This window comes from Saccharomonospora glauca K62, from assembly GCF_000243395.2.
Classification (GTDB): Bacteria; Actinomycetota; Actinomycetes; order Mycobacteriales; family Pseudonocardiaceae; genus Saccharomonospora; species Saccharomonospora glauca.
The window spans coordinates 766,111-791,804 of sequence record NZ_CM001484.1 but is presented as its reverse complement, the minus strand read 5'-3'; the positions used below and the strand labels follow the sequence as shown (position 1 = coordinate 791,804).

Annotated in this window: 18 protein-coding genes and 3 rRNA genes; 9 read left to right on the top strand and 12 right to left on the bottom strand. The window is 66.9% G+C overall.

The window, feature by feature from the left end; translation table 11 throughout:
- The first annotated feature begins 66 nt into the window (after positions 1-66).
- Positions 67-795, top strand: coding sequence for a DUF4191 domain-containing protein (locus SACGLDRAFT_RS03825; protein ID WP_005461890.1), 729 nt, complete (start codon positions 67-69; stop codon positions 793-795).
- 36 nt (positions 796-831) lie between these two features.
- Here the strand turns inward: SACGLDRAFT_RS03825 and SACGLDRAFT_RS03820 are convergent, their stop codons facing one another.
- Positions 832-1,314 carry an RDD family protein gene (locus SACGLDRAFT_RS03820; RefSeq protein ID WP_040918504.1) on the bottom strand — a complete coding sequence of 161 codons (483 nt, stop codon included), beginning with the start codon at positions 1,312-1,314 and terminating at the stop codon, positions 832-834.
- A gap of 188 nt (positions 1,315-1,502) precedes the next feature.
- On the opposite strand from SACGLDRAFT_RS03820, the gene glnA (SACGLDRAFT_RS03815) reads away from it, so the two are divergent.
- A complete protein-coding gene (glnA, locus tag SACGLDRAFT_RS03815) occupies positions 1,503-2,927 on the top strand; it encodes a type I glutamate--ammonia ligase (protein ID WP_005461888.1) in 1,425 nt (474 codons plus the stop codon).
- Positions 2,928-2,970: 43 nt separating this feature from the next.
- Here glnA (SACGLDRAFT_RS03815) and SACGLDRAFT_RS03810 read toward each other — a convergent pair whose 3' ends face one another.
- Complete coding sequence (locus tag SACGLDRAFT_RS03810; protein ID WP_005461887.1) at positions 2,971-3,558, bottom strand: TetR/AcrR family transcriptional regulator; 588 nt, start codon at positions 3,556-3,558, stop codon at positions 2,971-2,973.
- Positions 3,559-3,663: 105 nt separating this feature from the next.
- Between SACGLDRAFT_RS03810 and SACGLDRAFT_RS03805 the strand changes: the two genes are divergently transcribed.
- Positions 3,664-4,068, top strand: a complete 405-nt coding sequence (locus SACGLDRAFT_RS03805; RefSeq protein WP_232284062.1) for a DoxX family protein — start codon at positions 3,664-3,666, stop codon at positions 4,066-4,068.
- A 15-nt stretch (positions 4,069-4,083) separates the two neighbouring features.
- Here the strand turns inward: SACGLDRAFT_RS03805 and SACGLDRAFT_RS03800 are convergent, their stop codons facing one another.
- From SACGLDRAFT_RS03800 to glnA (SACGLDRAFT_RS03770), 7 genes are all read right to left on the bottom strand, one after another.
- Positions 4,084-4,518: an acyl-CoA thioesterase gene (locus SACGLDRAFT_RS03800; RefSeq protein WP_005461885.1), complete on the bottom strand. Its 435-nt coding sequence runs from the start codon at positions 4,516-4,518 to the stop codon at positions 4,084-4,086.
- Positions 4,519-4,567: 49 nt separating this feature from the next.
- Positions 4,568-7,543 carry a bifunctional [glutamine synthetase] adenylyltransferase/[glutamine synthetase]-adenylyl-L-tyrosine phosphorylase gene (locus SACGLDRAFT_RS03795; RefSeq protein ID WP_005461884.1) on the bottom strand — a complete coding sequence of 992 codons (2,976 nt, stop codon included), beginning with the start codon at positions 7,541-7,543 and terminating at the stop codon, positions 4,568-4,570.
- Entirely contained in the window at positions 7,536-8,294 is a 759-nt protein-coding gene (locus tag SACGLDRAFT_RS03790; protein WP_005461882.1) for a type 1 glutamine amidotransferase, read from the bottom strand. Before SACGLDRAFT_RS03790 ends, SACGLDRAFT_RS03795 begins: the two co-directional genes overlap by 8 nt.
- 131 nt (positions 8,295-8,425) lie before the next feature.
- A 5S ribosomal RNA gene (gene rrf, locus SACGLDRAFT_RS03785) occupies positions 8,426-8,542 on the bottom strand.
- Between the two features lie 70 nt (positions 8,543-8,612).
- A 23S ribosomal RNA gene (locus tag SACGLDRAFT_RS03780) occupies positions 8,613-11,743 on the bottom strand.
- A gap of 184 nt (positions 11,744-11,927) precedes the next feature.
- A 16S ribosomal RNA gene (locus SACGLDRAFT_RS03775) occupies positions 11,928-13,451 on the bottom strand.
- The 16S, 23S and 5S rRNA genes sit together here, the layout of an rRNA operon.
- A gap of 383 nt (positions 13,452-13,834) precedes the next feature.
- Positions 13,835-15,178: a type I glutamate--ammonia ligase gene (gene glnA, locus SACGLDRAFT_RS03770; protein ID WP_005461880.1), complete on the bottom strand. Its 1,344-nt coding sequence runs from the start codon at positions 15,176-15,178 to the stop codon at positions 13,835-13,837.
- A 115-nt stretch (positions 15,179-15,293) separates the two neighbouring features.
- Between glnA (SACGLDRAFT_RS03770) and SACGLDRAFT_RS03765 the strand changes: the two genes are divergently transcribed.
- Positions 15,294-16,013 carry an LppX_LprAFG lipoprotein gene (locus SACGLDRAFT_RS03765; RefSeq protein ID WP_005461878.1) on the top strand — a complete coding sequence of 240 codons (720 nt, stop codon included), beginning with the start codon at positions 15,294-15,296 and terminating at the stop codon, positions 16,011-16,013.
- Between the two features lie 9 nt (positions 16,014-16,022).
- Here SACGLDRAFT_RS03765 and SACGLDRAFT_RS03760 read toward each other — a convergent pair whose 3' ends face one another.
- Entirely contained in the window at positions 16,023-17,597 is a 1,575-nt protein-coding gene (locus SACGLDRAFT_RS03760; RefSeq protein WP_040918502.1) for an alpha/beta hydrolase, read from the bottom strand.
- Positions 17,598-17,684: 87 nt separating this feature from the next.
- Here SACGLDRAFT_RS03760 and secA2 point away from each other — a divergent pair, with 87 nt between their 5' ends.
- The 3 genes from secA2 to SACGLDRAFT_RS03745 are packed head-to-tail and all read left to right on the top strand — an operon-like array spanning position 17,685 to position 22,304.
- A complete protein-coding gene (secA2, locus tag SACGLDRAFT_RS03755) occupies positions 17,685-20,009 on the top strand; it encodes an accessory Sec system translocase SecA2 (RefSeq protein ID WP_005461875.1) in 2,325 nt (774 codons plus the stop codon).
- A gap of 22 nt (positions 20,010-20,031) precedes the next feature.
- Entirely contained in the window at positions 20,032-21,759 is a 1,728-nt protein-coding gene (locus SACGLDRAFT_RS03750; protein ID WP_040919556.1) for an NAD+ synthase, read from the top strand.
- The gene (locus SACGLDRAFT_RS03745) at positions 21,756-22,304 is read left to right on the top strand and encodes a methylated-DNA--[protein]-cysteine S-methyltransferase (protein WP_005461873.1); all 549 of its coding nucleotides are present in this window, start codon (positions 21,756-21,758) and stop codon (positions 22,302-22,304) included. The genes SACGLDRAFT_RS03750 and SACGLDRAFT_RS03745 overlap by 4 nt, the downstream gene beginning before the upstream one ends.
- Here SACGLDRAFT_RS03745 and SACGLDRAFT_RS03740 read toward each other — a convergent pair.
- Both SACGLDRAFT_RS03740 and SACGLDRAFT_RS03735 read right to left on the bottom strand, forming a co-directional pair.
- Positions 22,280-22,870 carry a DinB family protein gene (locus SACGLDRAFT_RS03740; protein WP_005461872.1) on the bottom strand — a complete coding sequence of 197 codons (591 nt, stop codon included), beginning with the start codon at positions 22,868-22,870 and terminating at the stop codon, positions 22,280-22,282. The genes SACGLDRAFT_RS03745 and SACGLDRAFT_RS03740 overlap by 25 nt on opposite strands.
- Positions 22,858-23,568 carry a hypothetical protein gene (locus tag SACGLDRAFT_RS03735; protein ID WP_005461871.1) on the bottom strand — a complete coding sequence of 237 codons (711 nt, stop codon included), beginning with the start codon at positions 23,566-23,568 and terminating at the stop codon, positions 22,858-22,860. Before SACGLDRAFT_RS03735 ends, SACGLDRAFT_RS03740 begins: the two co-directional genes overlap by 13 nt.
- A 188-nt stretch (positions 23,569-23,756) precedes the next feature.
- Between SACGLDRAFT_RS03735 and panB the strand changes: the two genes are divergently transcribed.
- Complete coding sequence (gene panB, locus SACGLDRAFT_RS03730) at positions 23,757-24,650, top strand: 3-methyl-2-oxobutanoate hydroxymethyltransferase (protein ID WP_005461870.1); 894 nt, start codon at positions 23,757-23,759, stop codon at positions 24,648-24,650.
- A gap of 74 nt (positions 24,651-24,724) precedes the next feature.
- Positions 24,725-25,693 carry a prolyl aminopeptidase gene (gene pip, locus SACGLDRAFT_RS03725; RefSeq protein WP_005461869.1) on the top strand — a complete coding sequence of 323 codons (969 nt, stop codon included), beginning with the start codon at positions 24,725-24,727 and terminating at the stop codon, positions 25,691-25,693.
- The last annotated feature ends 1 nt before the right edge of the window (position 25,694 follow it).

The following is a 25,694-nucleotide window of genomic DNA, read 5'->3' as shown; positions in this document are numbered from 1 at the left end:
TCCGGCATCCTCGCAGAGGGGACCGACGAGCCGACGTCCACCCTGGCGCCCGTATCCTGGGGAATTATGGCGGGAAAGCAGGACAAGGAAGCTGCCAAGCAGGCCAAGCGGGAAAAGCGCGCGGCGAGCAAGGCCAGGCGGGCACAGATCTTCCAGGCGTTTTCGATCCAGCGTAAAGAGGACAAGGCCCTCATCCCCTGGATGCTCGGCTCCTTCCTCGTCGTCACCGGGATCGTCTTCGGGCTCGGGTGGCTCATGGGGATCCAGTGGTGGCTGCTGCCGATCGGCATCATGCTGGGCCTGCTCGCCGCCATGATCGTCTTCGGTCGTCGAGTGCAGAAGACCGTGTTCACGAAGGCCGAGGGCCAGCCGGGGGCCGCCGCGTGGGCCCTGGACAACTTGCGCGGGCGCTGGCGGGTGACGCAGACGGTGGCCGCGACGACGCAGCTCGACGCCGTGCACCGCGTGCTGGGCGGTCCCGGAATCATCCTCGTGGCGGAGGGTGCGCCGCATCGCGTGAAGAACCTGATGGCCCAGGAGAAGAAGCGCATCGCGCGGCTCGTGGGTGACACCCCGATCTACGACGTCATCGTGGGCAACGACGAGGGCCAGGTGCCGTTGCGCAAGCTGCAGACCTACCTCATGAAGCTGCCGCGTAACCTCAGGCCCCGCGACATCGACGTCCTCGAAACCAAGCTCACGGCGCTCGGTAACCGCGGCGCGGCCCTGCCGAAGGGTCCCATCCCGCAGGGCGCGAAGATGCGCAACCTGCAGCGCACCATTCGTCGGCGCTGAGACCCGTTCGTCACGGTGGCGGCACGTCGCCGAGGGTTACCGCATCGACACCACGACGGTGTTGGTGAGGCGGTCGTGCCAGCCACGGTTGTCGGGGTTGCGTACAGCGGCGGGAATGACGAAGAAGGTCAGCACGCACCGCAGGGCGGCCCGCCATAGTCCGATGACGGCCTTGCCGTCCAGCCTCGCCACACGGATGCCCGTCACCGCCATGCCGGGGGTGAACCCGAAGAGCGCCACGGGTACGACCGTGATGACGGCCCAGGTCGCCAACGCCCAGAAGTTGTGTTCCTGCATGGCGGCCAGATCGGAGTAGTCCGGGCGCGTGAAAAGGGCCGTCAGCAGGGACGCGAGGACCAGGTCCACCACGAGCGCGAGCAACCGCCGCCCCGAGCCCGCCACGGAGCGGGGCCCGTGCTCGGGAAGTCCGAAGCGCTCACCCGGCCACTGAGGGGGCTCTTGAGTGGTCGCCCCTCCGGACGAGAGTGTCTGCAGCCATTCGCCGGTCCATCGTGCCACTCGTCCAGGGTATTCGCCGGGTGTAGCCCGTGTCGGATCCGGTCAATCCGGTTGTGTCGCCGACCGCCACCGAGCCACCCAGTTAACGTCCGCGAAACATCGAGGTGATGGTCGGGCAACACCGCGCTCTTAGCGTGGGGCGCCAAGAACACTGCCGCTGGCCACCGACCACGAAGGAGTCACCGAGGGTGTCCACTACTCCAGAGGACGTCCTACGTCTGATCGCGGACGAGGACGTGCAGTTCGTCGATGTGAGGTTCTGTGACCTGCCCGGCGTGATGCAGCACTTCACCGTTCCCGCGTCGTCGTTCGACGCGGACGTGTTCGAGGAAGGTCTCGCGTTCGACGGATCGTCGGTCCGCGGCTTCCAGTCGATTCACGAGTCCGACATGCTGCTGCTGCCCGATCCCGCGACGGCTCGCATCGACCCGTTCCGCAAGCACAAGACGTTGTCGCTGAACTTCTCCGTGCACGACCCGTTCACTCGCGAGCCCTACAGCCGCGACCCGCGCAACATCGCGCGGAAGGCCGAGCAGTACATCACGGAGTCCGGGATCGCCGACACGGCCTTCTTCGGCCCGGAAGCCGAGTTCTACATCTTCGACTCGGTGCGCTTCGACTCCTCGGAGCACGCGACCTTCCACGAGATCGACTCGATCGAGGGCTGGTGGAACACCGGCCGCGAGGAGGAAGGCGGCAACAAGGGCTACAAGACCAAGTTCAAGGGCGGCTACTTCCCCGTACCTCCCGTGGACCACTACGCCGACCTGCGTGACGAGATCTCGCGGCGGCTCATCGAGTCGGGCTTCGTCCTGGAGCGTGCGCACCACGAGGTGGGCACCGCCGGCCAGACCGAGATCAACTACCGCTTCAACACGCTCCTGCACGCGGCCGACGACCTGCAGCTGTTCAAGTACATCGTCAAGAACACGGCGTTCGCCGCGGGCAAGACGGCGACCTTCATGCCCAAGCCCCTGTTCGGCGACAACGGGTCGGGCATGCACTGCCACCAGTCGCTGTGGAAGGACGGAGAGCCGCTCTTCTACGACGAGTCCGGTTACGCGGGCCTGTCCGACACGGCTCGCTACTACATCGGCGGCATCCTGACCCACGCGCCGAGCCTGCTGGCGTTCACGAACCCGACCATCAACTCCTACCACCGTCTGGTGCCGGGCTTCGAGGCGCCGGTCAGCCTCGTGTACTCGCAGCGCAACCGCTCCGCGTGCGTGCGCATCCCGATCACGGGAAGCAACGCCAAGGCCAAGCGCATCGAATTCCGGTGCCCCGACTCGTCCGGGAACCCGTACCTGGCGTTCGCGGCGATGGTGATGGCCGGGCTCGACGGCATCAAGAACAAGATCGAGCCTCCGGAGCCCATCGACAAGGACCTCTACGAGCTGCCCCCGGAGGAGGCCAAGGACGTCAAGCTGGTGCCGAGCGACCTGGGCACCGTGCTCGACACCCTGGAGAACGACCACGACTACCTCCTCGAAGGTGGCGTCTTCACCCCCGACGTGATCGAGACGTGGATCGCGTACAAGCGGGAGAACGAGATCGACCCGCTGCGTCTGCGCCCGCACCCGTACGAGTTCGCGCTCTACTACGACGTGTGACGCGTACTCCGCGCGTACGCCGAGTCTGACGGCCCGTCGGCACTCATGCCGGCGGGCCGTCGGCGTGCGAGCCGCCGAACAGGCTGCGGAACATCTCACCGACCGTCCGTTCCGGGTCGCCGGCCACGCTTTCCGGCAACGCGCCGCTCGACCACAGATGAGCGAAACCGTGGGCGCACGACCAGGCGGCCAGGACGACGGCCCTGTCGGGCGCGGTACCGGCCGCAAACGTGCGGGCACCGGCGACGAGTACCGCACGGGCACGGTCCCGCGCCGCGGCCACATCCGGGTCGTCGACGCGGTAGAGGTCGGGGCGGAACATCACGGTGAAGTAGGCGGGTCTCTCCAGAGCGAACCGCACGTAGGCCAGGCCGACTCGCTGGAAGTCGTGCGACTCGCGTTCGAGGGCGTCGGCGAACAACTCGTACCCCTCCGCGGCCACGGCGGTGAGCACCCCGGTCTTGTCACCGAAGTGATGCGCGGGAGCGGCATGGGAGACGTTGGCCCGCCGGGCGAGTTCCCGCAGACTCCAGGCCGTGGGGCCCTGTTCGACGATGGCCTCGAGTGCGGCGTCGAGGAGTACGCGCCTCAGGTTCCCGTGGTGATAGCCCGAGCTTCCGATCTTTCCCACCTCCCAATCTTGACATTGACAAGTTAGCGAGCGCCTGCAATCTTGTCAGTGTCAAGATTGGAGTGCGCCTTGGTACCCTTCTTCGCTCTTCTCGGTGGATTCGTCGTGTTCCGCCTGACCGGTCTGGTCGGGGTGGACGTCCTGGACGGTTGGCAGCCCTCACTGCGCGCGGCGTTGGCGCTGATGCTGGTGTTCACGGGGATTCCGCACTTCCTGCCGGGTTGGCGCGACGAGATGGCGGCCATGATCCCGTCCGTCCTGCCCCGTCCCCGGTTGCTGGTGGCCGTCACGGGCGTGCTGGAACTGGGTGGCGCCGTGGCACTGCTCGTCCCGCCCCTGGCCCGGTGGGCCGCCATGGGGTTGGCGCTGCTAATGCTGGCGATGTTCCCCGCCAACGTGTCAGCGGCCCGGCGCAATCTCACCTTGGGCGGCAAGCCGGTCACCCCGTTACCGCTCCGCACGGTACTGCAGGTGATCTTCGTCGGCGCGGCCGTCGCCGCCGCCTTGTGATCGGTGAGCCGTGACTTACGCGGCACCGCCGAGCAGGTCGACGTCGAGTCCGGCCTCGGCGAAACGCTTACGGGGCTCGGCCACGAGCTTGCGCAGGTTCAGGTCCATGAGGCCGAGCGTGCATCGGATCTCGGCCGACAGCGTCCCGTCGGTCTTGACGATGTCGCTGTCCATCCAGAACACCTTGCCGTCGCCGAATTTCGTGCGGCAGCTCACGTCCACCACATCGCCCGCACGCAACTCCCGGCGGTAGACGATGTGCGACTCCAACAGCACGGGAGCCATCCCCCGCTGCCGAAGCTCGCCCTCGAGGCCCCCGGCTTTGTCGAACAACTCCGTCCGAGCGATCTCGCCGTACTGGTGGTACACGGCATGGTTCACGTGGCCGAGACTGTCGAGCTCGTAATGGCGCACTTTGATCCGGACTCGAAACGGCTCCAGCTCACTCACGGCACCACCCTATGCCGCCCACCACCCCGCCGTCCCGTGGTGGTGACCCTCACGACTCGTAGAACAACCGCTGCACCACGGCATGAGCGCGACGGGTCACCCGCCGGTAGGTGTCGAGGAATTCCCCCGGATCGTCGTCGGCGGAAGCCCCGAACACCCGCGCCACCGCGGCCAGTTCCCGTCCCGAGGCGGGAAGCTGATCGGACGACTTGCCTCGGACGAGCATCGTCACGTTGCGCGCCCGAGTGGCCAGTTCCCAGGCCCGGACGAGCGAGTTCACGTCCTCCCGATCGGCCAACCCCACGTCGGCGAGCGTCCGCAACGCGCCGGAAGTCGAGGTCGTGCGCAGCTCGGGAACGTCGTGGGCGTACCGCAACTGCATCAACTGCGCCGTCCACTCCACGTCCGCCAGACCGCCACGGCCGAGTTTCGTGTGCGTGGTGGGGTCCGCGCCCTTGGGCAGGCGTTCGGTCTCCACTCTCGCCTTGATGCGCCGGATCTGACGTGTCTTCGCCGCGTCGAGACCGCCGGCCGGGTAGCGCAGGGGCGCTATGGCCTCCAGGAAGCGCTCCCCGAGTTCCGCGTCACCGGCCACGACCCGAGCCCGCAACAGGGCCTGGGCCTCCCACACCTCTCCCCAGCGGGCGTAGTAGGCGAGGTAGGAGTCCAACGTGCGGACCAGCGGGCCGCTGCGTCCCTCGGGCCGTAACTCGGTGTCCACCACCAACGGCGGGTCCTGACTCGGCGCCCCGAGCGCCGAACGCACCGACTCGGCCACGGCGGTGGCGAACCGGACGGCCTCGGAGTCGCTCGCACCGGCCACCGGTTCGCACACGAACATCACGTCGGCGTCGGAGCCGTACCCGAGCTCCTCGCCGCCGAGCCTGCCCATGCCGATCACGGCGATGCGTGCCCGCTCACCGCCCGCTTCCTCGGCCTTCCTCCGCAGGGCGGCGGCCAACGCCGCTTGCAACACCGCCGTCCAGATGGACGACAACGCGACGCAGACCGAGCTGACGTCGAGCAGTCCGAGCAGGTCGGCACACGCCACCCGCAGCAACTCGTGCCGGCGCAGTGAACGCGCCGCCACCACGGTGGCCTCCATGTCCGGCTGCCTGCCCGCCGCGGCACGCAACGACCGTGCCACTTCCTCGGGGTCCCGCCCCGCGAGCGCGTCGCGATCCCCCAGCCGTTGCAACACCTCGGGAGCACGTACCAACAGGTCCGGCACCAGTTTGGAGGTTCCCAGCAACATGGCGAGCCGCTCGACGACGGCCGCCTCGTCCCGCAACACCCTGAGATACCACGGGGTTTCGGCCAACGCTTCGGACACGCGCCGGTACGCCAGCAGACCACCGTCCGGATCGGGGGTGTCCGCGAACAGATCCAGCAGCACGGGCAACAGCGTCTGCTGGATCGCTGCCCTCCTCGACACCCCGGCCGTCAACGCACGGATGTGCCGGAGCGCCCCGTCGGGGGCGAGGTACCCGAGTGCCGCCAACCGGCTGGCGGCCTGCTGGGTCGTCAACCGCAACGCCGCCGTGGGAACCTTCGACACCGCCTCCAGCAGCGGCCGGTAGAACAACTTCTCGTGCAACCGCCGCACCCGGCGCGCGTGCCTACGGAACTCGGCGGTCAACACTTCGCTCTCGGCGCGGCCTCGCGACGGCCGCACCCCGCTCGCCCGTGCCAACCACCGCAGCTGTTCCACGTCGTCGAACTCGGGGAACAGGTGGGTGCGCCGCAGTCCCCTGAGTTGCAACCGGTGTTCCACCGTGCGCAGGAACTCGTAGGACTCCCGCAACTCCGCCGCGTCGGCCCTGCCCACGTAGCCACCGGCCCCCAACGCCTCCAGCGCGTCCACAGTAGAAGGTGATCGCAGCGTGGTGTCGGCTCGGCCGTGCACGAGCTGGAGCAACTGAACGGCGAACTCGACGTCACGCAGCCCGCCACGGCCGAGTTTCAGTTCCCGGTCGGCGAGATCGGCGGGGACGTGCCGCTCGACACGACGGCGCATCCGCTGCACGTCGGCGACGAAGTCCTCCCGTTCCGCGGCCGACCAGACCATGGGCGCGACAAGCTCGGCGTAACGACGCCCCAACTCGACATCGCCCGCCACCGGCCTCGCCTTGAGCAACGCCTGGAACTCCCACGTCCTGGCCCATCGCGTGTAGTACGCCTCGTGGCTTTCGAGCGACCGGACGAGAGCCCCGGTCTTCCCCTCCGGCCGCAGCGCCGCGTCGACCTCGAAACAGGCCTGACTCACGACACGCATGAGTGTCGAGGCCAACCTCGTCGCGATCCCGATGTCTCCCTCGCCGACGAACACGACGTCGACATCGCTGACGTAGTTGAGTTCGCGCGCGCCGCACTTCCCCATCGCGATAACCGCCAACGTCGCGTCGGCGCTGTGTCCCACCTCGTGCTCGGCGACTAGCAACCCGGTTCGCAACGCGGCCTCGGCCAGGGCGGTCAACGCCCCGGTGATCTCACCGAGCGGCACTTCCTCCAACTTCGGCTCGACGACGTGCGCGAGATCCGACGCCGCGATCTCCAGCAACAAGCCGCGATACGTGGCGCGCAACGCTCGCACGGCGGCCGTGCCGGTGAGCACGGTGCCGTCGTCGGTGGTGACGGCATCGGCCAACCGCGCGTCGTACTCCCGTACCGGCGTCAGCGTGGGTACGGCGAGGCGATGCCACCACCCCGGATCACTGACGACCAGGTCGCCGAGCACCGTGGAATATCCGAGCACCGACAACAGCCTGGCTCGAAACTGGAAGTCGGTACGCAACGCGGCGTCGAGTTCCGGCCACGCGCTCTCGTCCGCGTTCCGAATGCGCTCCACGGTGAGCAACGCGAGATTGGGGTCCGGCGTACGCGCGAGCGCCGCCAACACGTCGCCGGCCTCGGGATCGGGGCCGACGTCGTTCCACCAACCCGTGGTGCGCAATGCCTCTTGGGCGCCGCGCTCGGTGAAGCCGTAGCGAGCTGCCGACGCCCCCGGTCGAGCTCGATCAGCCATCGGTGATCGGCAGGGAGGGACGGACGGGCTGCGCGGGTTCGAGCTTCCCCGCGGCGAGTTCGACGAACCGATGAGCGAAGGGCCGCCATGTCTCGGCGATGTCGGCATGAGCCTGTGTCAACGCCTCCTCGTCGAGCGAGGCCGGTACGGCATCCGCTCCCTCCCCGAGGTCGGCCGCCCAACGCAACACCACGTCCGGGGTGGTCTCGATGTGGAACTGGAGGCCGTAAACCTTCCGCCCCAAGCGGAACGCCTGATTCTCGTACCTCGGCGACGCCCCCAGCAGGACGGCCCCCGGTGGTAGTTGAGCGATCTCGTCCGTATGGAACTCCAGGACGTCCTGCAAAAGAGGGAGGTCTGCGAACAACGGGTCGGTCCATGCCGCGTCTTTCTTCGCCACGAGTGCCGGACCGATCTCCGGCCCGTCATGCCCGGCCCTCACCCGACCTCCGGCCGCGGCCGCGAGCAACTGCGCGCCGAGGCAAATACCCAGCGTGCTCTTGTCGTGCGCGACGGCCGCGCTCAACAGCGACCTGACTGCGGCCAACCACGGATAACGGTCGTCCTGCTCGGCCTTCATCCGGCCACCGAGCACCACGATTCCGTCGTGGTCGTCCAGCGAGGAGGGCAACTCGTGTTCCGGCATCGATCGCGAATCGATCGACGCACCAGCCTCGGCGAACCAGTCACCGAGTGGTCCCAATGGCTCCAACGGGTCCAGCTGGACAACGAGAAGACGAGGTGCGCTCACCCGCCCAGCTTACGGCTTCGGCCCGTCCCGAAAGCAATACTCACAGCCCCTGAAAAGGGAAATGCCCCAGGGTCGGCGGGAGAAAATCTCTCGACCAGCCAACCGCTGGGGCATTTCCTTAGTGAAGTTATGTTCGGCGGTGTCCTACTCTCCCACACCCCGGCGGGTGCAGTACCATCGGCGCTGGTGGGCTTAGCTTCCGGGTTCGGAATGGGACCGGGCGTTTCCCCACCGCTATTACCACCGAAACTCTGTGAAACAACCACTGGCACACCAGGGTGGTGTTTCAGAGTCGCAGAGTGGGTGCGTAGCGTCTTTGTGGTCAAGCCCTCGGCCGATTAGTACCAGTCCACTCATAAACACATTACTGTGCGTCCATGTCTGGCCTATCAACCCCATCGTCTCTGGGGGGCCTTACCCACTCCATGGTGGTGGGAGACCTCATCTTGGAACAGGCTTCCCGCTTAGATGCCTTCAGCGGTTATCCCTTCCGAACGTAGCTAACCAGCCATGCCCCTGGCGGGACAACTGGCATACCAGAGGTTCGTCCGTCCCGGTCCTCTCGTACTAGGGACAGCCTTCCTCAAGTCTCCAACGCGCGCGGCGGATAGGGACCGAACTGTCTCACGACGTTCTAAACCCAGCTCGCGTGCCGCTTTAATGGGCGAACAGCCCAACCCTTGGGACCTACTCCGGCCCCAGGATGCGACGAGCCGACATCGAGGTGCCAAACCATGCCGTCGATATGGACTCTTGGGCAAGATCAGCCTGTTATCCCCGGGGTACCTTTTATCCGTTGAGCGACACCCCTTCCACCAGGAGGTGCCGGATCACTAGTCCCTGCTTTCGCACCTGCTCGACCCGTCGGTCTCACAGTCAAGCTCCCTTGTGCACTTACACTCAACACCTGATTGCCAACCAGGCTGAGGGAACCTTTGGGCGCCTCCGTTACCCTTTAGGAGGCAACCGCCCCAGTTAAACTACCCACCAGGCACTGTCCCTGAACCGGATCACGGTCCGAGGTTAGATTCCCAATCCGGCCAGAGTGGTATTTCAACAGCGACTCCACGACCACTGGCGTGGCCGCTTCCCAGTCTCCCACCTATCCTACACAAGCCGAACCGAAAACCAATACCAAGCTGTAGTAAAGGTCCCGGGGTCTTTCCGTCCTGCCGCGCGAAACGAGCATCTTTACTCGTAGTGCAATTTCGCCGGGCCTGTGGTTGAGACAGCCGGAAAGTCGTTACGCCATTCGTGCAGGTCGGAACTTACCCGACAAGGAATTTCGCTACCTTAGGATGGTTATAGTTACCACCGCCGTTTACTGGCGCTTAAATTCTCAGCTTCACCCCCCGAAAGGGGCTAACCGGTCCTCTTAACGTTCCAGCACCGGGCAGGCGTCAGTCCATATACATCGACTTACGTCTTCGCATGGACCTGTGTTTTTAATAAACAGTCGCTTTCCGCTGGTCTCTGCGGCCAACCCACCCTAGCCCGCAAGGAGCTTCAGGTGCTTTGGCCCCCCTTCTCCCGAAGTTACGGGGGCAATTTGCCGAGTTCCTTAACCACAGTTCACCCGATCGCCTTGGTATTCTCTACCTGACCACCTGTGTCGGTTTGGGGTACGGGCCGCGAAGGCACTCGCTAGAGGCTTTTCTCGGCAGCAGAGGATCACCCTACTTCGCCGCAACGGCTATGCATCACGCCTCACCCTCGTCCTCGAAGGACAGCTCGACGGATTTGCCTATCGAGCGGGCCACACGCTTACACCAGTATCACCACTGACTGGCGGGGCTACCTTCCTGCGTCACCCCATCGCTTGGCTACTACAAGCTCAGGTCCCACGCACCCCACACACCACCCCGAAGGGCGAACGCGCGGAGCGGGTGGTTAGTCTCACCTGCCTCACCAGGGACGCGCCTACGCGGGTACGGGAATATCAACCCGTTGTCCATCGACTACGCCTGTCGGCCTCGCCTTAGGTCCCGACTTACCCTGGGCGGAACAACCTGGCCCAGGAACCCTTGGTCATCCGGCGGCAGAGATTCTCACTCTGCATTCGCTACTCATGCCTGCATTCTCACTCCCGCACCCTCCACGACTCGGTTCCCCGGCCGCTTCCCTGGATGCAGGACGCTCCCCTACCCATCCACACGACTGGACCCGAACCCCGAAGGACTCGAGCCGATCACACATGTGAATGACACAGCTTCGGCGGTGTGCTTAGCCCCGCTACATTGTCGGCGCAGAACCACTTGACCAGTGAGCTATTACGCACTCTTTCAAGGATGGCTGCTTCTAAGCCAACCTCCTGGTTGTCTCAGCGACTCCACATCCTTTCCCACTCAGCACACACTTAGGGGCCTTAGCTGGTGTTCTGGGCTGTTTCCCTCTCGACGACGAAGCTTATCCCCCGCCGTCTCACTGCCGTGCTCTCACACACCTGTATTCGGAGTTTGGTTGACTTCGGTAAGCCGGTAAGCCCCCTAGGCCATCCAGTAGCTCTACCCCAGATGTGAAACACACGACGCTGCACCTAAATGCATTTCGGGGAGAACCAGCTATCACGGAGTTTGATTGGCCTTTCACCCCTACCCACAGCTCATCCCCCAGGTTTTCAACCCTGGTGGGTTCGGGCCTCCACACCGTCTTACCGGCGCTTCACCCTGGCCATGGGTAGATCACCCCGCTTCGGGTCTAGACCACGCGACTACAACGCCCTATTCAGACTCGCTTTCGCTCCGGCTACCCCCCACGGGTTAACCTCGCCACGTAGCACTAACTCGCAGGCTCATTCTTCAAAAGGCACGCCATCACCCGAAGGCTCTGACGGCTTGCAGGCACACGGTTTCAGGTACTCTTTCACTCCCCTCCCGGGGTACTTTTCATCTTTCCCTCACGGTACTCGTCCGCTATCGGTCACCAGGAAGTATTTAGGCTTACCGGGTGGTCCCGGCAGATTCACAGCGAATTCCACGAGCTCGCTGCTACTCGGGAACACCACCAAGACAATGCCATGCGGTTTTCGCGTACGGGACTCTCACCCTCTCCGGTCACGCATCCCAACGTGTTCCACTAACCACACACACCATCCCCAGCAGTGTCAGCTACTGGCAGGTGGCTCCCACAACACCGCACACACAACGCCTGACAGCTTTACCATGTGCACGGTTTAGCCTCTTCCGCTTTCGCTCGCCACTACTCACGGAATCACGGTTGTTTTCTCTTCCTACGGGTACTGAGATGTTTCACTTCCCCGCGTTCCCTCCACACCGGCTATATATTCACCGGCGGGTGACACCCCATTATCACGGGTGCCGGGTTTCCCCATTCGGACATCCTCGGATCACAGCTCGGTTGGCAGCTCCCCGAGGCTTATCGCAGCCTCCCACGTCCTTCATCGGCCCCTGGTGCCAAGACATCCACCGTATGCCCTACACAACTTGACCACAAAGATGCTCGCACCCACTCTGCAATTCTCAAACACCACACCGGAAACAACACCAGCGTGTTGCCTCAGGACCCAACAGCATGCCAGCGACCGGCCCCACCCCGCACCCCCACGGGCACGAACCACGGCAAGACCTCACTAGTAGCGGTTCACATAAGCTCCAAGAGCCAAAAGCTCCTTAGAAAGGAGGTGATCCAGCCGCACCTTCCGGTACGGCTACCTTGTTACGACTTCGTCCCAATCGCCAGTCCCACCTTCGACCACTCCCTCCCACAAGGGGTTGGGCCATGGGCTTCGGGTGTTACCGACTTTCATGACGTGACGGGCGGTGTGTACAAGGCCCGGGAACGTATTCACCGCAGCAATGCTGATCTGCGATTACTAGCGACTCCGACTTCACGCAGTCGAGTTGCAGACTACGATCCGAACTGAGACCGGCTTTCAGGGATTCGCTCCACCTCACGGTATCGCAGCCCATTGTACCGGCCATTGTAGCATGTGTGAAGCCCTGGACATAAGGGGCATGATGACTTGACGTCATCCCCACCTTCCTCCGAGTTGACCCCGGCAGTCTCCCACGAGTCCCCGGCATAACCCGCTGGCAACATGGGACAAGGGTTGCGCTCGTTGCGGGACTTAACCCAACATCTCACGACACGAGCTGACGACAGCCATGCACCACCTGTGCACCAGCCACAAGGGAAGACGTATCTCTACGCCGATCCGGTGCATGTCAAGCCCAGGTAAGGTTCTTCGCGTTGCATCGAATTAATCCACATGCTCCGCCGCTTGTGCGGGCCCCCGTCAATTCCTTTGAGTTTTAGCCTTGCGGCCGTACTCCCCAGGCGGGGCGCTTAATGCGTTAGCTACGGCACGGGACACGTGAACAGCACCCCACACCTAGCGCCCAACGTTTACGGCGTGGACTACCAGGGTATCTAATCCTGTTCGCTCCCCACGCTTTCGCTCCTCAGCGTCAGTATCGGCCCAGAGACCCGCCTTCGCCACCGGTGTTCCTCCTGATATCTGCGCATTCCACCGCTACACCAGGAATTCCAGTCTCCCCTACCGAACTCAAGTGATGCCCGTATCCACCGCACGCCCACGGTTAAGCCGCAGGTTTTCACGGCAGACGTGACACACCGCCTACGAGCTCTTTACGCCCAATAATTCCGGACAACGCTTGCACCCTACGTATTACCGCGGCTGCTGGCACGTAGTTGGCCGGTGCTTCTTCTCCCGGTACCGTCACTTACGCTTCGTCCCGGGCGAAAGGGGTTTACAACCCGAAGGCCGTCATCCCCCACGCGGCGTCGCTGCATCAGGCTTGCGCCCATTGTGCAATATTCCCCACTGCTGCCTCCCGTAGGAGTCTGGGCCGTGTCTCAGTCCCAGTGTGGCCGGTCACCCTCTCAGGCCGGCTACCCGTCGTCGCCTTGGTAGGCCATCACCCCACCAACAAGCTGATAGGCCGCGGGCTCATCCCGTACCGCCGGAGCTTTCCACACACCACCATGCGATAGCGTGTCCTATCCGGTATTAGACCCAGTTTCCCGGGCTTATCCCGGAGTACGGGGCAGATTACCCACGTGTTACTCACCCGTTCGCCACTCATCCACCCAGCAAGCTGGGCTTCAGCGTTCGACTTGCATGTGTTAAGCACGCCGCCAGCGTTCGTCCTGAGCCAGGATCAAACTCTCCAACAATGAATTCAATCCGATGACTCACCTGTCATCTCAAAGAAACCCACAAAAGGGGCAAAAAAGCACTACTAGCTGACAATCACTAGCACACTGTTGAGTTCTCAAACAACACACCGAGTGTATTTCCAGTCGCCGGGCGCAACCCACCCCACCACCAAAACCAGCGATGAAGCAGTCACACCCAACCGGGAAGGCCCACTCTACCACAACCGTGGGAGCTTGGTTCGCCATTCCCCACCGAGTAACCCGCCCCGAACCGCTTTCCGGTCCCGGCCGGTCTCCCCGGCGACGAACAAAAGATTACACCCCCCAAAAAACCCACCAACAGGGGGGTCCCCCAAACCACAAAACCACAGGTCAGGCGGGGTGCGGGGGCGCCGAGCAGCTCACAGCACCGGAAGCAAGGTCTTCAGCTCGTACGGCGTGACCTGGCTGCGGTAGTTGTCCCACTCGACGCGCTTGTTGCGGAGGAAGAAGTCGTAGACGTGCTCGCCCAGGGCCTCCGGTAGCAACTCCGACCGTTCCATCTCGGCGAGTGCCTCGCCCAGGTTCTGGGGCAGCTCGACGTAGCCGGCCGCCTTGCGCTCGGCGTCGGAGAGCGACCAGATGTTGTCCTCGGCGGCGGGCGGCAGTTCGTAGCCCTTCTCGATCCCCTTCAGTCCGGCCGCGAGGATCACCGAGTACGCCAGGTAGGGGTTGCACGCCGAGTCGGGGGTGCGGATCTCCACCCGTCGCGAGGACGCCTTGCCCGGCGAGTACATGGGTACGCGCACCAGCGCCGAACGATTGGCACGCCCCCACGAGACCGTCGTCGGGGCCTCGCCGCCCTGGATCAGACGCTTGTAGGAGTTCACCCACTGGTTCGTGATCGCCGAGATCTCCCTCGCGTGGTGCAGCAGCCCCGCAACGAAGGCCTTGCCCGTCTCGGACAACTCATACGGGTCCTCCGGGCTGTAGAAGGCGTTGCGGTCGCCTTCGAACAACGACACGTGGGTGTGCATCCCCGAACCGGGTTGGTCGCTGAACGGCTTCGGCATGAAGGTGGCTCGCACGCCCTGCGTGATGGCGACCTCCTTGACGACGTAGCGGAACGTCATCACGTTGTCGGCCATCGTCAGCGCGTCGGCGTACCGCAGGTCGATCTCCTGCTGCCCCGGCGCGCCCTCGTGGTGGGAGAACTCGACGGAGATGCCCATCTCCTCCAACGCCTCGATGGCGTGGCGGCGGAAATGGGTCGCCGTGGCGTGGCTGGCCTGGTCGAAGTACCCCCCGTTGTCGGCGGGCTCGGGCTCCCGACCGTCCTCGGGCATGTTGGCCAGGAGGAAGAACTCGATCTCGGGATGCACGTAGCAGGTGAAGCCCGCCTCACTGGCCTTCGCGAGCTGGCGGCGCAGCACGTGGCGGGGATCGGCCCACGAGGGCGAGCCGTCCGGCATGGCGATGTCGCAGAACATCCGCGCGGAGTAGCGGTCGCCGTCCGTGGTCTCCCAAGGCAGGACCTGGAACGTCGCAGGATCGGGTTTGGCCACCATGTCGGACTCGTACACCCGCGCGAAGCCTTCGATGGCCGAGCCGTCGAAACCGATGCCCTCGTTGAAGGCGCCTTCGAGTTCGGCGGGCGCGATGGCCACCGACTTGAGGAACCCGAGGACGTCGGTGAACCACAGGCGCACGAACCTGATGTCGCGTTCCTCCAGCGTGCGCAGCACGAACTCCTGCTGGCGATCCATGCCGCGACCATATGCTCACCGTGTTAAGCGGATGTTTCCGGGCGGCATTCCTCCCCCCGGTGAGGGGGGCGGACCTCGTCGGATCGGCGGAGAACGCCCGGCTACGGTAACGCGCATGGTCCTCCGTCGTCTTGCTCGGCTCTCCCTCGTCGCGCTGATCGGGTCGGCGTCGCTGTCGGCGTGCGCCGGTAACCCGGACAACACCGGGCCGCTCCCCGAGGCGACGGGGTTGGTCGAGGAAGCTGCGGAGAACCTGCGCGAGCTGACCAGCGTGGCCTTCGAGTTCCGGGTGAGCGGCGAGATCCCCGGCCTGTCGGTGCGGGAGGTCGAAGGTGTCGCCGATCGTGAGGGCGGACCGAACGGCACGGCGAGCGGGGAAGCCGACGCGCAACTGTTCACCGAACGCGTCCAGTACTCGTTCGTCCTCACCGACGACACCCTCACGCTGACCGACCCGGACGGCGAGACCACTCAGCGGCCCGCGCCCGCCGAGTACACCCCGGCTCGGTTGCTGGACCCCGAAAAGGGCCTCCGGCGACTGCTCACGGAGGCCACCGACCTACAGACGGAGACCCGCGAGGAACTGGACGACGTCGAGACCTACCGGGTCGACGGCGAGTTGGACCATCGGGCCATCTCGGCACTGGTGGCGGGGGTGCACGACGACGTCGACGTCAAGTTCTGGATCGCGGGTGCAAGCGGCCGGCTCATGCGGATCTGGGTTCAGGTACCGCCGAGGAAGAAGAACGAAGGCGCCGTGCAGTTGGAGCTCGCCCTGAGCGAGCACAACGCGACCGGCTCCCGGTCCGCGGACGAGCCCGCGGACCGGTCGTGACCGGACGACTCACCGGCATCGGGTGCCCTCCGGGGGAAGGGTGCCGTGGACGAGGTAGGCGATACCCGCGCGGTCGACGCACTCGTTGCCCACCGAGAGGAACGCCGTGTGCTGGGCGCCCTCGAACGTCAGGAGCCTGCCGCCCATCGCCTTCGCGAGGTTGACGCCCGCCTGGTACGGCGTGGCGGGGTCGTTCGTCGTGGAGACCACCAGCGTCGGCGGTATCCCCTCGACGTCGGGCAGGTGGGGCTCGGAAGTGTGCTCGACCGGCCAGAACGCGCAGGCGTCCCTCGCCGAGGAGGGCGGCAGACCGGGGTCGAGGAACTCGGCCTTCTCCAAGTACTCGGCCTGGGCCGCCTCGATGCTCTCGCGGTCGGTCACGGGCGGGTCGTCGACGCAGCGGATCGCCACCAGGCCCGTCTGCGTCGAGGAGTACTTCCCGTCGGGACCGCGCTCGTAGTAGGTGTCGGCCAACGCCATCATGAGCGTGCCCTCGCCCTCGGCGAGTGTGGCCAGCCCCCGGTTGAGGCTCGGCCAGAGCTGCTTGCTGTACAGCGCCGCCACGGTGCCGGTGGTGGCGTCCTCGTAGGAGAGCACTCGGCCGTCGGGCAGTTTCACCGGCTCGTCCAGCAGCGGACGGACGAGGTCCTGGTAGGCCTGCACGGCCGTGTCCGCGTTGCTTCCCAGCGCGCAGTCGGGGCGGGTGACGCACCACTCGACGAACTTGCCGAAGGTGCCACCGAACCCCTCGGCCTGGGCGACCAACGAGTCGAGCATGTCCTGCTCGGGGTCGAGCGCCCCGTCGAGCAGCAGCGCGCGCACGTTGCGTGGGAACGTCTCGGCGTAGGTGTAGCCGATGCGCGTGCCGTAGGAGTAGCCGAGATAGGTGAGCTTCTCGTCGCCCAGCGCGGATCGCAGCACGTCCATGTCGCGCACCACGTCGCGGGTGCCGAGGTTGGCGAGCATCTTCTCGCCGTGCGGGGTGCGTTCGGCGCACTTGGCGGCGAACTCCTTCGCCTCCCGCTCCGCGTCGGCGACGTCGTCGACGCCGTCCATGGCGGTCATGTCGGCGCGGTCGGCGTCCATCTCGGCGTCGGTGAGGCATTTGACGGTGGGCTCGCTCGCCCCTATCCCGCGCGGGTCAAAGCCCACGAGGTCGAACCGCTCACCCAACTCGGTGTTCTCGACGGCGGTCGAAAGCTGCGCCGCCGCGCTCATTCCCGAGCCACCGGGACCGCCCGGGTTCAGCACCAGCGAGCCGATGCGGTTGTCGGGGTCGCTCGCCCGCTTGCGAAGCAACCCGACGGTGATCGTGGTGCCTTGCGGCTCGGAGTAGGACAACGGGACGGTGAGCCTCGCGCACTCCAGGCCCTCACCCGCGAACGCCTGCCTCGCCGTCGCGTCCTTGGCGTACGGCGCGCAGTCACCCCATTCGAGCCGCTGGGAGTAGAACTCCTCCAGTCCCTCGGGGACCGGGCCCGCGGGCACGGTCGGTCCGTCGTCGGCAGAGCTCGAACAGGCGGTCAGCGACGAAAGAAGGAGGAGCGTCGCCGCCATCGCCGGGTAGCGTTTCGTCGTGCGCACGCTGCGATCGTGCCATCAGCACTGGGAACTCGGCACGACGACGGCTACGTTGGGCGTGGCGCGGGCGAGTAGAGGGGAGAGGCGCAGGTGGCGTTCTGGAGCCGGGTTTCGCAGAAGCTGAGACGAATGCTGTCCCGGCCCGCGAGTGCGGACCTGACACGGTACGAAGAACTTCTCCCCCGGATCGGCGAGCTGGAGCCCGAGCTGGAGAAGTTGTCCGACGCCGAGCTCACCGAGCGCGCGGCGGCCGTCCGGGAGACGGAGCGGACCGACACCGAGCTGCTGATCGAGGTGTGCGCGCTGGGCAGGGAGGCGGCGCGGCGGGCCCTCGGCGAGCGCGCGTTCGACGTGCAGTTGCTGGGCACGATGGGCCTGCTCACGGGACACGTCGTGCAGATGGCCACCGGTGAGGGCAAGACGTTGGCCGGCGCCCTGGCCGCGGCGGGATACGCGTTGCAGGGCAAGCGCGTGCACGTCATCTCGGTGAACGACTACCTCGCGCGCCGCGACGCCGAATGGATGCGCCCGGTGTACGACCTGCTCGGGGTGTCGGTGGGCTGGGTTGAACCGGCGTTGACCGCCGAGGAACGGCGCGCCGCCTACCACCGCGAGGTCTGCTACGGCGCCGTGAGCGAGATCGGGTTCGACGTCCTGCGCGACCGGCTGGTGACGTCGGTGGAGGATCTCACGCAACCGGAGCCCGAAGTCGCCATCGTGGACGAGGCCGACTCGGTCCTCGTGGACGAAGCGCGCGTGCCGCTGGTGATGGCGGGTTCCGTGGACGCCGGGGTGGCCGACCAGGAGGTCGCCAACATCGTGCGGCGCCTGCGGGTCGGGCTGCACTACGAGACCGACCCCGACGGCCGCAACGCCTGGCTTACCCCGGCGGGCGCCTCCGTGGTGGAGAAGGCGCTCGGCGGCATCGACCTCTACGCCGAGGAGGGCTCCGACCGGCTCGCGGCGGTGAACGCCGCCCTCCACGCGCACGCACTGTTGACGCGGGACGTCGACTACCTGGTCCGGGACGGGAAGGTCCAGCTCATCAACGCCTCACGGGGCCGGGTCGCCGAATTGCAGCGCTGGCCCGACGGGCTTCAGGCCGCGGTGGAGGCGAAGGAACAGCTCCCGCCGTCGGACCACGGGGAGATCCTCGACTCCATCACGGTGCAGGCGCTGATCGCGCGCTATCCCCAGGTAGCGGGCATGACCGGCACCGCGGTGGCGGTGGCCGAGCAGCTGCGGGAGTTCTACGAGCTCGAGGTGGCCGTCATCCCGCCGAACACGCCCATGATCCGCGAGGACCTCCCCCACCGCGTGTACGCCACCCCGCGTCACAAACTCCGCGCCATCGTGGAGGAGATCCGGAAGGTGCACGAGACCGGGCGACCGATCCTCGTGGGCACCCAGGACGTCGCCGAGTCCGAGGAGCTGGCGGAGAAGTTGCGCAAGGCCGGGTTGTCGTGCGTCGTCCTCAACGCGCGCAACGACGCCGAGGAGGCCGCCGTCATCGCCGGGGCCGGAGCGTACGGGGCGATCACGGTGTCGACGCAGATGGCGGGCCGGGGCACCGACATCCGGCTCGGGGGCGCCGACGGCGCGGACGCCGAACGGGTCGCGGAACTCGGTGGGCTCCACGTCATCGGCACCGCCCGGTACCCGAGCAGCAGGTTGGACGACCAACTTCGCGGACGCGCGGGGCGGCAGGGCGATCCGGGCAGCTCGGTGTTCTTCGCCAGCCTCGGCGACGAATTGGTGCTCGCGCACGCGCCCGACGTCCCCGAGGGCATCCCGAGCGACGAGGACACCGGCGAGATCACCGACGCGGCCGCCCACCGGCAGATCAACCACGCCCAGCGCGTCGCCGAGGGCGTCGACCTGGAGATCCACCGCAACACGTGGCGCTACACCCGGCTCATCGAGCACCAACGGGCGGAGTTGCTGCGCTTCCGGGACGAGGTCCTGCGCACCGACGCGGGCGCCACCCTGTTGCAGGAGGCCGTACCGGACCGCTACTCCGAGCTTTCGGAGTCGCTCGACGCGGAGACGCTGCGGCGAGTGTGCCGGGAGATCGTGCTGTTCCACCTCGACCAGCTCTGGGCCGATCACCTGGCGTTCCTCACCGAGGTGCGGGAGACGATCCACCTGCGCGCGCTCGCGAAGGAGACCCCGCTCGACGAGTTCCACCGCACGGCGATCCCGGCGTTCCGCAAGATCCGCGACGAGTTGGAGAAGCGCTCCGCCAAGACGTTGGTGGAGGCCGAGATCACGGACGAGGGCATCGACCTGGCGCGCGCCGGCGTCCGCAGACCCACGTCCACCTGGACCTATCTGGTGCAGGACAACCCGTTCGACTCCGACGCCGAGCAGGCACTCAAGAAGGTACGAAGCATGCTTCGCAAGAAGCGATCGTGAATTCATGGGTGAGAATGAGGGCATGCCACAACTGCGCATCGCCCTGGCCCAGGTGAACACGAGCGTCGGTGACCTCTCCGGCAACGCGGAACTCGTCGTCGAGCGCACCCGGTTGGCGGCGGCGGAGGGAGCCCACGTCGTGGTGTTCCCCGAGATGACGCTGACCGGGTACCCAGTGGAGGATCTCGCGCTGCGCGGCGCGTTCACCGCGGCGTCGAAGGCCGCCGTCGACGACCTCGCCACCGCGGTAGCGGACGCCGGGTGCGGGGACCTGCTCGTGGTCGTGGGGTACCTCGACTCCGACGAGGTGGGACCGCGCAACGCCGTCGCGGCGCTGTACCGGGGCGAGGTGGTGGCCCGGCAGTTCAAGCACCACCTGCCGAACTACGGCGTGTTCGACGAGCGTCGGTACTTCAAGCCGGGCAGCGAGCTCACCGTGCTGCGGCTGCACGGCGTCGACCTGGGCATGGTGGTGTGCGAGGACCTGTGGCAGGACGGCGGTCCGATCACCGCGCTGGGCGCGGCCGGGGTGGATCTCGTGCTCTCCCCCAACGCCTCGCCCTACGAGCGGGCCAAGGACGACGTCCGGCTGCCCCTGGTGGCCCGGCGGGCCGCCGAGGCCAAGGCCCCGATCGTGTACACGAACCAGGTCGGTGGGCAGGACGACCTGGTGTTCGACGGCGATTCCATCGTGGTGTCCCCCGACGGGACGCTGCTGGGGCGCGCGCCCCAGTTCGTCGAGCATCTGCTCGTGGTCGACGTCGAGCTGCCGCGGCGCGAACGCGAAGGCCTCGACGGCACCGTGAAGGGTTTCCGGGTGCGGCGCCGGGTGCTCGGCGACACCCCGGTGGAGCCGTACTCCCCCACCCACCGGCTCGTGGTCGCCGAACCGTTGCCCGACGAGGCGGAGGTGTGGTCGGCCCTGGTGGTGGGCCTGCGCGACTACGTGCGGAAGAACGGTTTCCGCTCGGTGATCCTCGGGTTCTCCGGGGGCATCGACTCCGCGGTGACGGCCGCGCTGGCCGTCGACGCGCTCGGCGCCGACGCCGTCCACGGCGTGTCGATGCCGTCGAAGTACTCCTCGGAGCACTCGCGCGCCGATGCCGCCGATCTGGCTCGGCGTCTCGGCTGCCACTTCCGCGTCGAGTCCGTGGAGAACATGGTCGCCACCTACGTCGACCAACTGAACCTCACGGGGCTCGCGGAGGAGAACATCCAGGCCCGCGTGCGAGGCATGCTGCTGATGGCACTGTCCAACCTGGAAGGCCACCTCGTGCTCGCCACCGGCAACAAGACCGAGCTGGCCGTCGGCTACTCCACGATCTACGGCGACGCGGTGGGTGGGTTCGCCCCCATCAAGGACGTGTTCAAGACGCAGGTGTGGAAACTCGCGCGCTGGCGCAACGCGGAGGCCGAGAAACGCGGCGAGACCCCGCCGATCCCCCCGAACTCGATCACCAAGCCCCCGTCGGCCGAGCTGCGGCCGGGGCAGCTCGACACCGACTCGTTGCCCGACTACGCGTTGCTCGACGACATCCTCGACGACTACGTCGAGGGCGACCGCGGTTTCGCCGACCTGATCGCGGCCGGGTTCGACGCCGAGGTTGTCGACCGCGTGGTTCGGATGGTGGATCGCGCGGAGTACAAGCGCAGGCAGTACCCGCCCGGCACGAAGATCACGTTCAAGGCGTTCGGCCGCGACCGCCGACTGCCCATGACCAACCTCTGGCGGGAAAGCCACCGCCGGTGACGCCCGAGCCCACCGGATTCGCCGTGTTCGACACGGCCCTCGGACACTGCGGGATCGCGTGGCGGGGCGACGTCGTGGTGCGCAGCCTGCTTCCCGTCGGCGACGCCGACGAGGCCCGCGCGCGGCTTTCCACCGCGGTGCCCGAGGCGGCCGAGACCCCCGTCCCCGCGTCACTGCGGCCCGTGGTCAACGGAGTGAGGGCGCTGCTGCGTGGGGAGGCGGTGGAACTGTCGGACGTACCGCTCGACTTCTCCGCCGTGCCCGAGTTCCACCGGCGGGTCTACGAATTCGTCCGCACGGTGGGCGTGGGTCGCACGGTGACGTACGGCGACGTGGCCGCCGCTCTGGGCGAGCCGTACGCGGCACGGGCCGTGGGTCGCGCGCTGGGAGCAAACCCGTTCGCGCCCATCGTGCCGTGTCATCGGGTGCTGGCCGCGAACGGCGGGATCGGCGGGTTTTCCGGGCCGGGAGGGGTCGCCGCCAAACAACGGCTGCTCGGCGTGGAGCGCGCTCACAGCGCTCAACCCGCGCTGTTCGACCCCTGACCGGGGTGCTCCGGCGGGCGCCACGGTGACAGCCACGGGGTTCGCGGCCAGCCCTCCGCCGCCGCCATGAGCGACAACGCGGTGGCGCCGTCGATCGCCTCCCGGATGATGTCGGCGTGCCCGGCATGCCGGGCCGTCTCCTCGATGAGGTGCAGCAGCACCCACCGCACCGACCACGCGTCGACATCGTCCGGGAACCACGGCACGTCACGGGGCACGGGCACGGGACGACCGAGGTCGTCGATGTCGACGACGACCTGCTCGGTCCGGGTGGCCACCCGCTCGTACTCCCCGATGAGGTCGGCGAGGGTCTCGTCGGGGGTCAGGTGCAGATCGTCGCCGGGGTCGGTGGGGGCGCGGCCGACGACGAGGTCGATCCAGGCCCGCTCCGTGCGGCAGACGTGCTTGAGGAGACCGCCGATGCTCAGCGAACTCACCGTCGGCGTACTGCGGATCTGCTGTTCGGTCAGCCCGTACGCGGCGAGGCACAACACGTAACGCTGCTGTGCCAGGTAGTCGAGCAGCCCCTCGCGTTCGTCGGCGACGGGCCCGATCAGCCCGGGCACGGCGCGGTCCTCTCCGCCCGCGGGGACGACTGGCACCTGCGAGTCCGCCGGGACATCCCCATGCGCAGCACGTAGACGGCACCTAGCGTGAACAACACCGAACCCCCTATGACCTGCGTCCGCGCGACCAGACCCACGAACCATCCCTCGAACAACCAATCCGCGGCGACGAGCGCCGCCCACAGCGCGAACTGGACGGCCAGCAACGTGCGCATGGCCACTTTCCACGGGCCCTGCCACCACGCCCCCACGATCAACGGCCCGGCCACGTAGTGCACGCTCGCCAGCAGCACCGGCAGTTCGGTGGGCCGTCCCGTCGGCGCGGCGCACAACCCGGCCTCCACGGGAAGGCACTCGGGTGGGAACGCCGCCCGAAGCAGCAGCAACACCCCGAACTCGAACAGCACCAGCACGGTGAGCCTGCCCGGCCAGTGCACGGGCGCGATACGGAACAGCGCGGGACAGACCAGCACGAAGACCGCCCCGGTGATGCCGTCGGCGGCCCGGAACACCTCTCGGTGAGGCTGCCCGTCGGCGGCCAGCCGAGCCGGAACGGTGTGCCACGGCGACAGGTAGGTGTCGAGCACCACCTCGGCCAGGAAACCGGCGTGGGTCACGGCGCCGAGGAACAGCAGCCCCACCGTGAGCCGACGAACCGCGCCCAGGGGCGGCTCGGTACGGCGCGGGCCCGACAGCATGGCGAGTTACTTACCACGCATCACTCTTTCGTGGTAGGCGTGCGGTCACTCACAGCTTCGAATCACGGGATGTGAAGCTCGTCGCAGCGGGTTGGGTGGGGTTTCCGGGGAGTGGGACGCTGGAGGCGCCAACGATCCACGACCCGGGGACCGCGAAGCGGCCTCGAGGGAAGGACGGTTTGACAGCGATGTCATCTGACACGCCACGTACGCATTCGGAAAACCCCACCGGCGGAGAGACTCCCGCCCCCTACGGGCAGCCGCCCGCGGAGCAGGCGCCACTGCGCAAGCGAGTCCGCATCCACCACCTCCGGGAGATGAAGGAACGCGGCGAGCCGTGGCCGATGCTCACCGCCTACGACACCTACACCGCCCGCCTGTTCGAGGACGCGGGCATCCCGGTGTTGCTGGTCGGCGACTCGGCGGCCAACACCGTGTACGGCTACGAATCCTCGCTGCCGGTCACGGTCGACGAGATGCTGCCGCTGGTCAGGGCGGTCACCAGGTCGGTCTCGAAGGCTCTCGTGGTGGCCGACCTGCCGTTCGGCTCCTACCAGGCCTCGCCCGAACAGGCCGTCGCCACGTCGGCGCGGTTCATGAAGGAGGGCCGGGCGCACGCCGTCAAGCTGGAAGGCGGTCGCCGGTTCGCCCCACACGTGGAGGCCGTGACCGCGGCGGGAGTACCCGTGATGGGACACATCGGCTTCACCCCGCAGAGCGAGCACAACCTCGGTGGCTATCGCGTCCAGGGCCGTGGTGCCTCGGGCGACGGTCTCATCGCCGACGCGCTGGCGTTGCAGGACGCGGGCGCGTTCGCGGTGGTCATGGAAATGGTGCCCGCCGAGGTCGCCAAGCAGATCACCCATGAACTGCGAATCCCCACCGTGGGCATCGGCGCGGGCCCCGACTGCGACGCGCAGGTGCTCGTATGGCAGGACATGGCCGGGCTGCGCACGGGCCGCGTCCCGCGGTTCGTCAAGCAGTACGCCGATCTCGCCGGGGCGCTCACCACCGCGGCGAAGACGTTCGCCGACGAGGTACGGCAGCGGTCCTTCCCCACCGCGGAGCACACCTTCCACTGACCCCGGTGGCCTGCTAAATAACGACCCGGCGCCGAGCACGAGCGGGCGCCGGGTCGTTCGACAGGAGGTGGGTGGTGTCGGAGCCGGAGCTGTACCCACCGATCGCTCCCCATGCCTCCGGCATGGTGGACGTCGGCGACGGCCAGCGGGTGTACTGGGAGGTCAGTGGCGCACCCGACGGCAAACCGGCGGTGGTGTTGCACGGCGGACCGGGCAGCGGGAGTGACCCGATCTCGCGTCGGCTCTTCGATCCGACCGTGTACCGGATCGTGCAGTTCGACCAGCGCGGTTCCGGGCGCAGCACTCCCCACGTCGGTGATCGGGACGTCGATCTGTCGACGAACACGACCTGGCATCTCGTCGCCGACATGGAGCTCCTGCGAGAGCACCTCGGCATCAACCGGTGGCTCGTGTTCGGCGGCTCGTGGGGCGCCACGCTCGCACTCGCCTACGCGCAGACCCACCCGTCGCGGGTCAGCGAGTTGGTGCTGCGTGGAGTGTTCACGGCCCGCAAGTCCGAGCTCGACTGGCTCTACAACGGCGGCGCCGGACATCTGTTCCCCGAGCCCTGGCGGCGCTACGTCGACGTGGTGCCCCCGTCGGCACGCGACGACCTGCTCACCGCGTACCGGGACCTCGTCAACAGCCCCGACCCCGCCGTCGCCGAACGCGCGGCCGTGGCGTGGAGCTCCTGGGAAGGGGCGATCGTCTCGATCACGCCGCAACCGGCGTTCCGGGCGCGCTACGGCGCTCCGCCGTTCGCCGTCGCGTTCGCCCGGATAGCCCTGCACTACTTCACCCATGGCGCGTGGCTCGACGAGGGACAACTGCTGCGCGACGCCCATCGACTCGCGGGCATCCCCGGACACATCGTGCAGGGCCGTTACGACGCGGTGTGCCCGCCGATCACCGCGTACGAACTGCACCGGGCGTGGCCGGACTCCACCCTGACCTTGCTCGACGGAGCGGGGCACGCGGTCACCGATCCGGGAGTGTTCGCGGCTCTTCGCCGCGCGACGGACGCCTTCGCCGTGCGACGCTGAG

What these genes read in the sequence shown, in the direction of transcription:
- SACGLDRAFT_RS03825 (WP_005461890.1), top strand. Translation starts at nt 67, where the DNA reads ATGGCGGGAAAGCAGGACAAGGAAGCTGCCAAGCAGGCCAAGCGGGAA.
- SACGLDRAFT_RS03795 (WP_005461884.1), bottom strand. Translation starts at nt 7,543, where the DNA reads ATGGCTGATCGAGCTCGACCGGGGGCGTCGGCAGCTCGCTACGGCTTC.
- glnA (WP_005461880.1), bottom strand. Translation starts at nt 15,178, where the DNA reads ATGGATCGCCAGCAGGAGTTCGTGCTGCGCACGCTGGAGGAACGCGAC.
- SACGLDRAFT_RS03765 (WP_005461878.1), top strand. Translation starts at nt 15,294, where the DNA reads ATGGTCCTCCGTCGTCTTGCTCGGCTCTCCCTCGTCGCGCTGATCGGG.
- SACGLDRAFT_RS03750 (WP_040919556.1), top strand. Translation starts at nt 20,032, where the DNA reads ATGCCACAACTGCGCATCGCCCTGGCCCAGGTGAACACGAGCGTCGGT.
- SACGLDRAFT_RS03735 (WP_005461871.1), bottom strand. Translation starts at nt 23,568, where the DNA reads ATGCTGTCGGGCCCGCGCCGTACCGAGCCGCCCCTGGGCGCGGTTCGT.
- panB (WP_005461870.1), top strand. Translation starts at nt 23,757, where the DNA reads ATGTCATCTGACACGCCACGTACGCATTCGGAAAACCCCACCGGCGGA.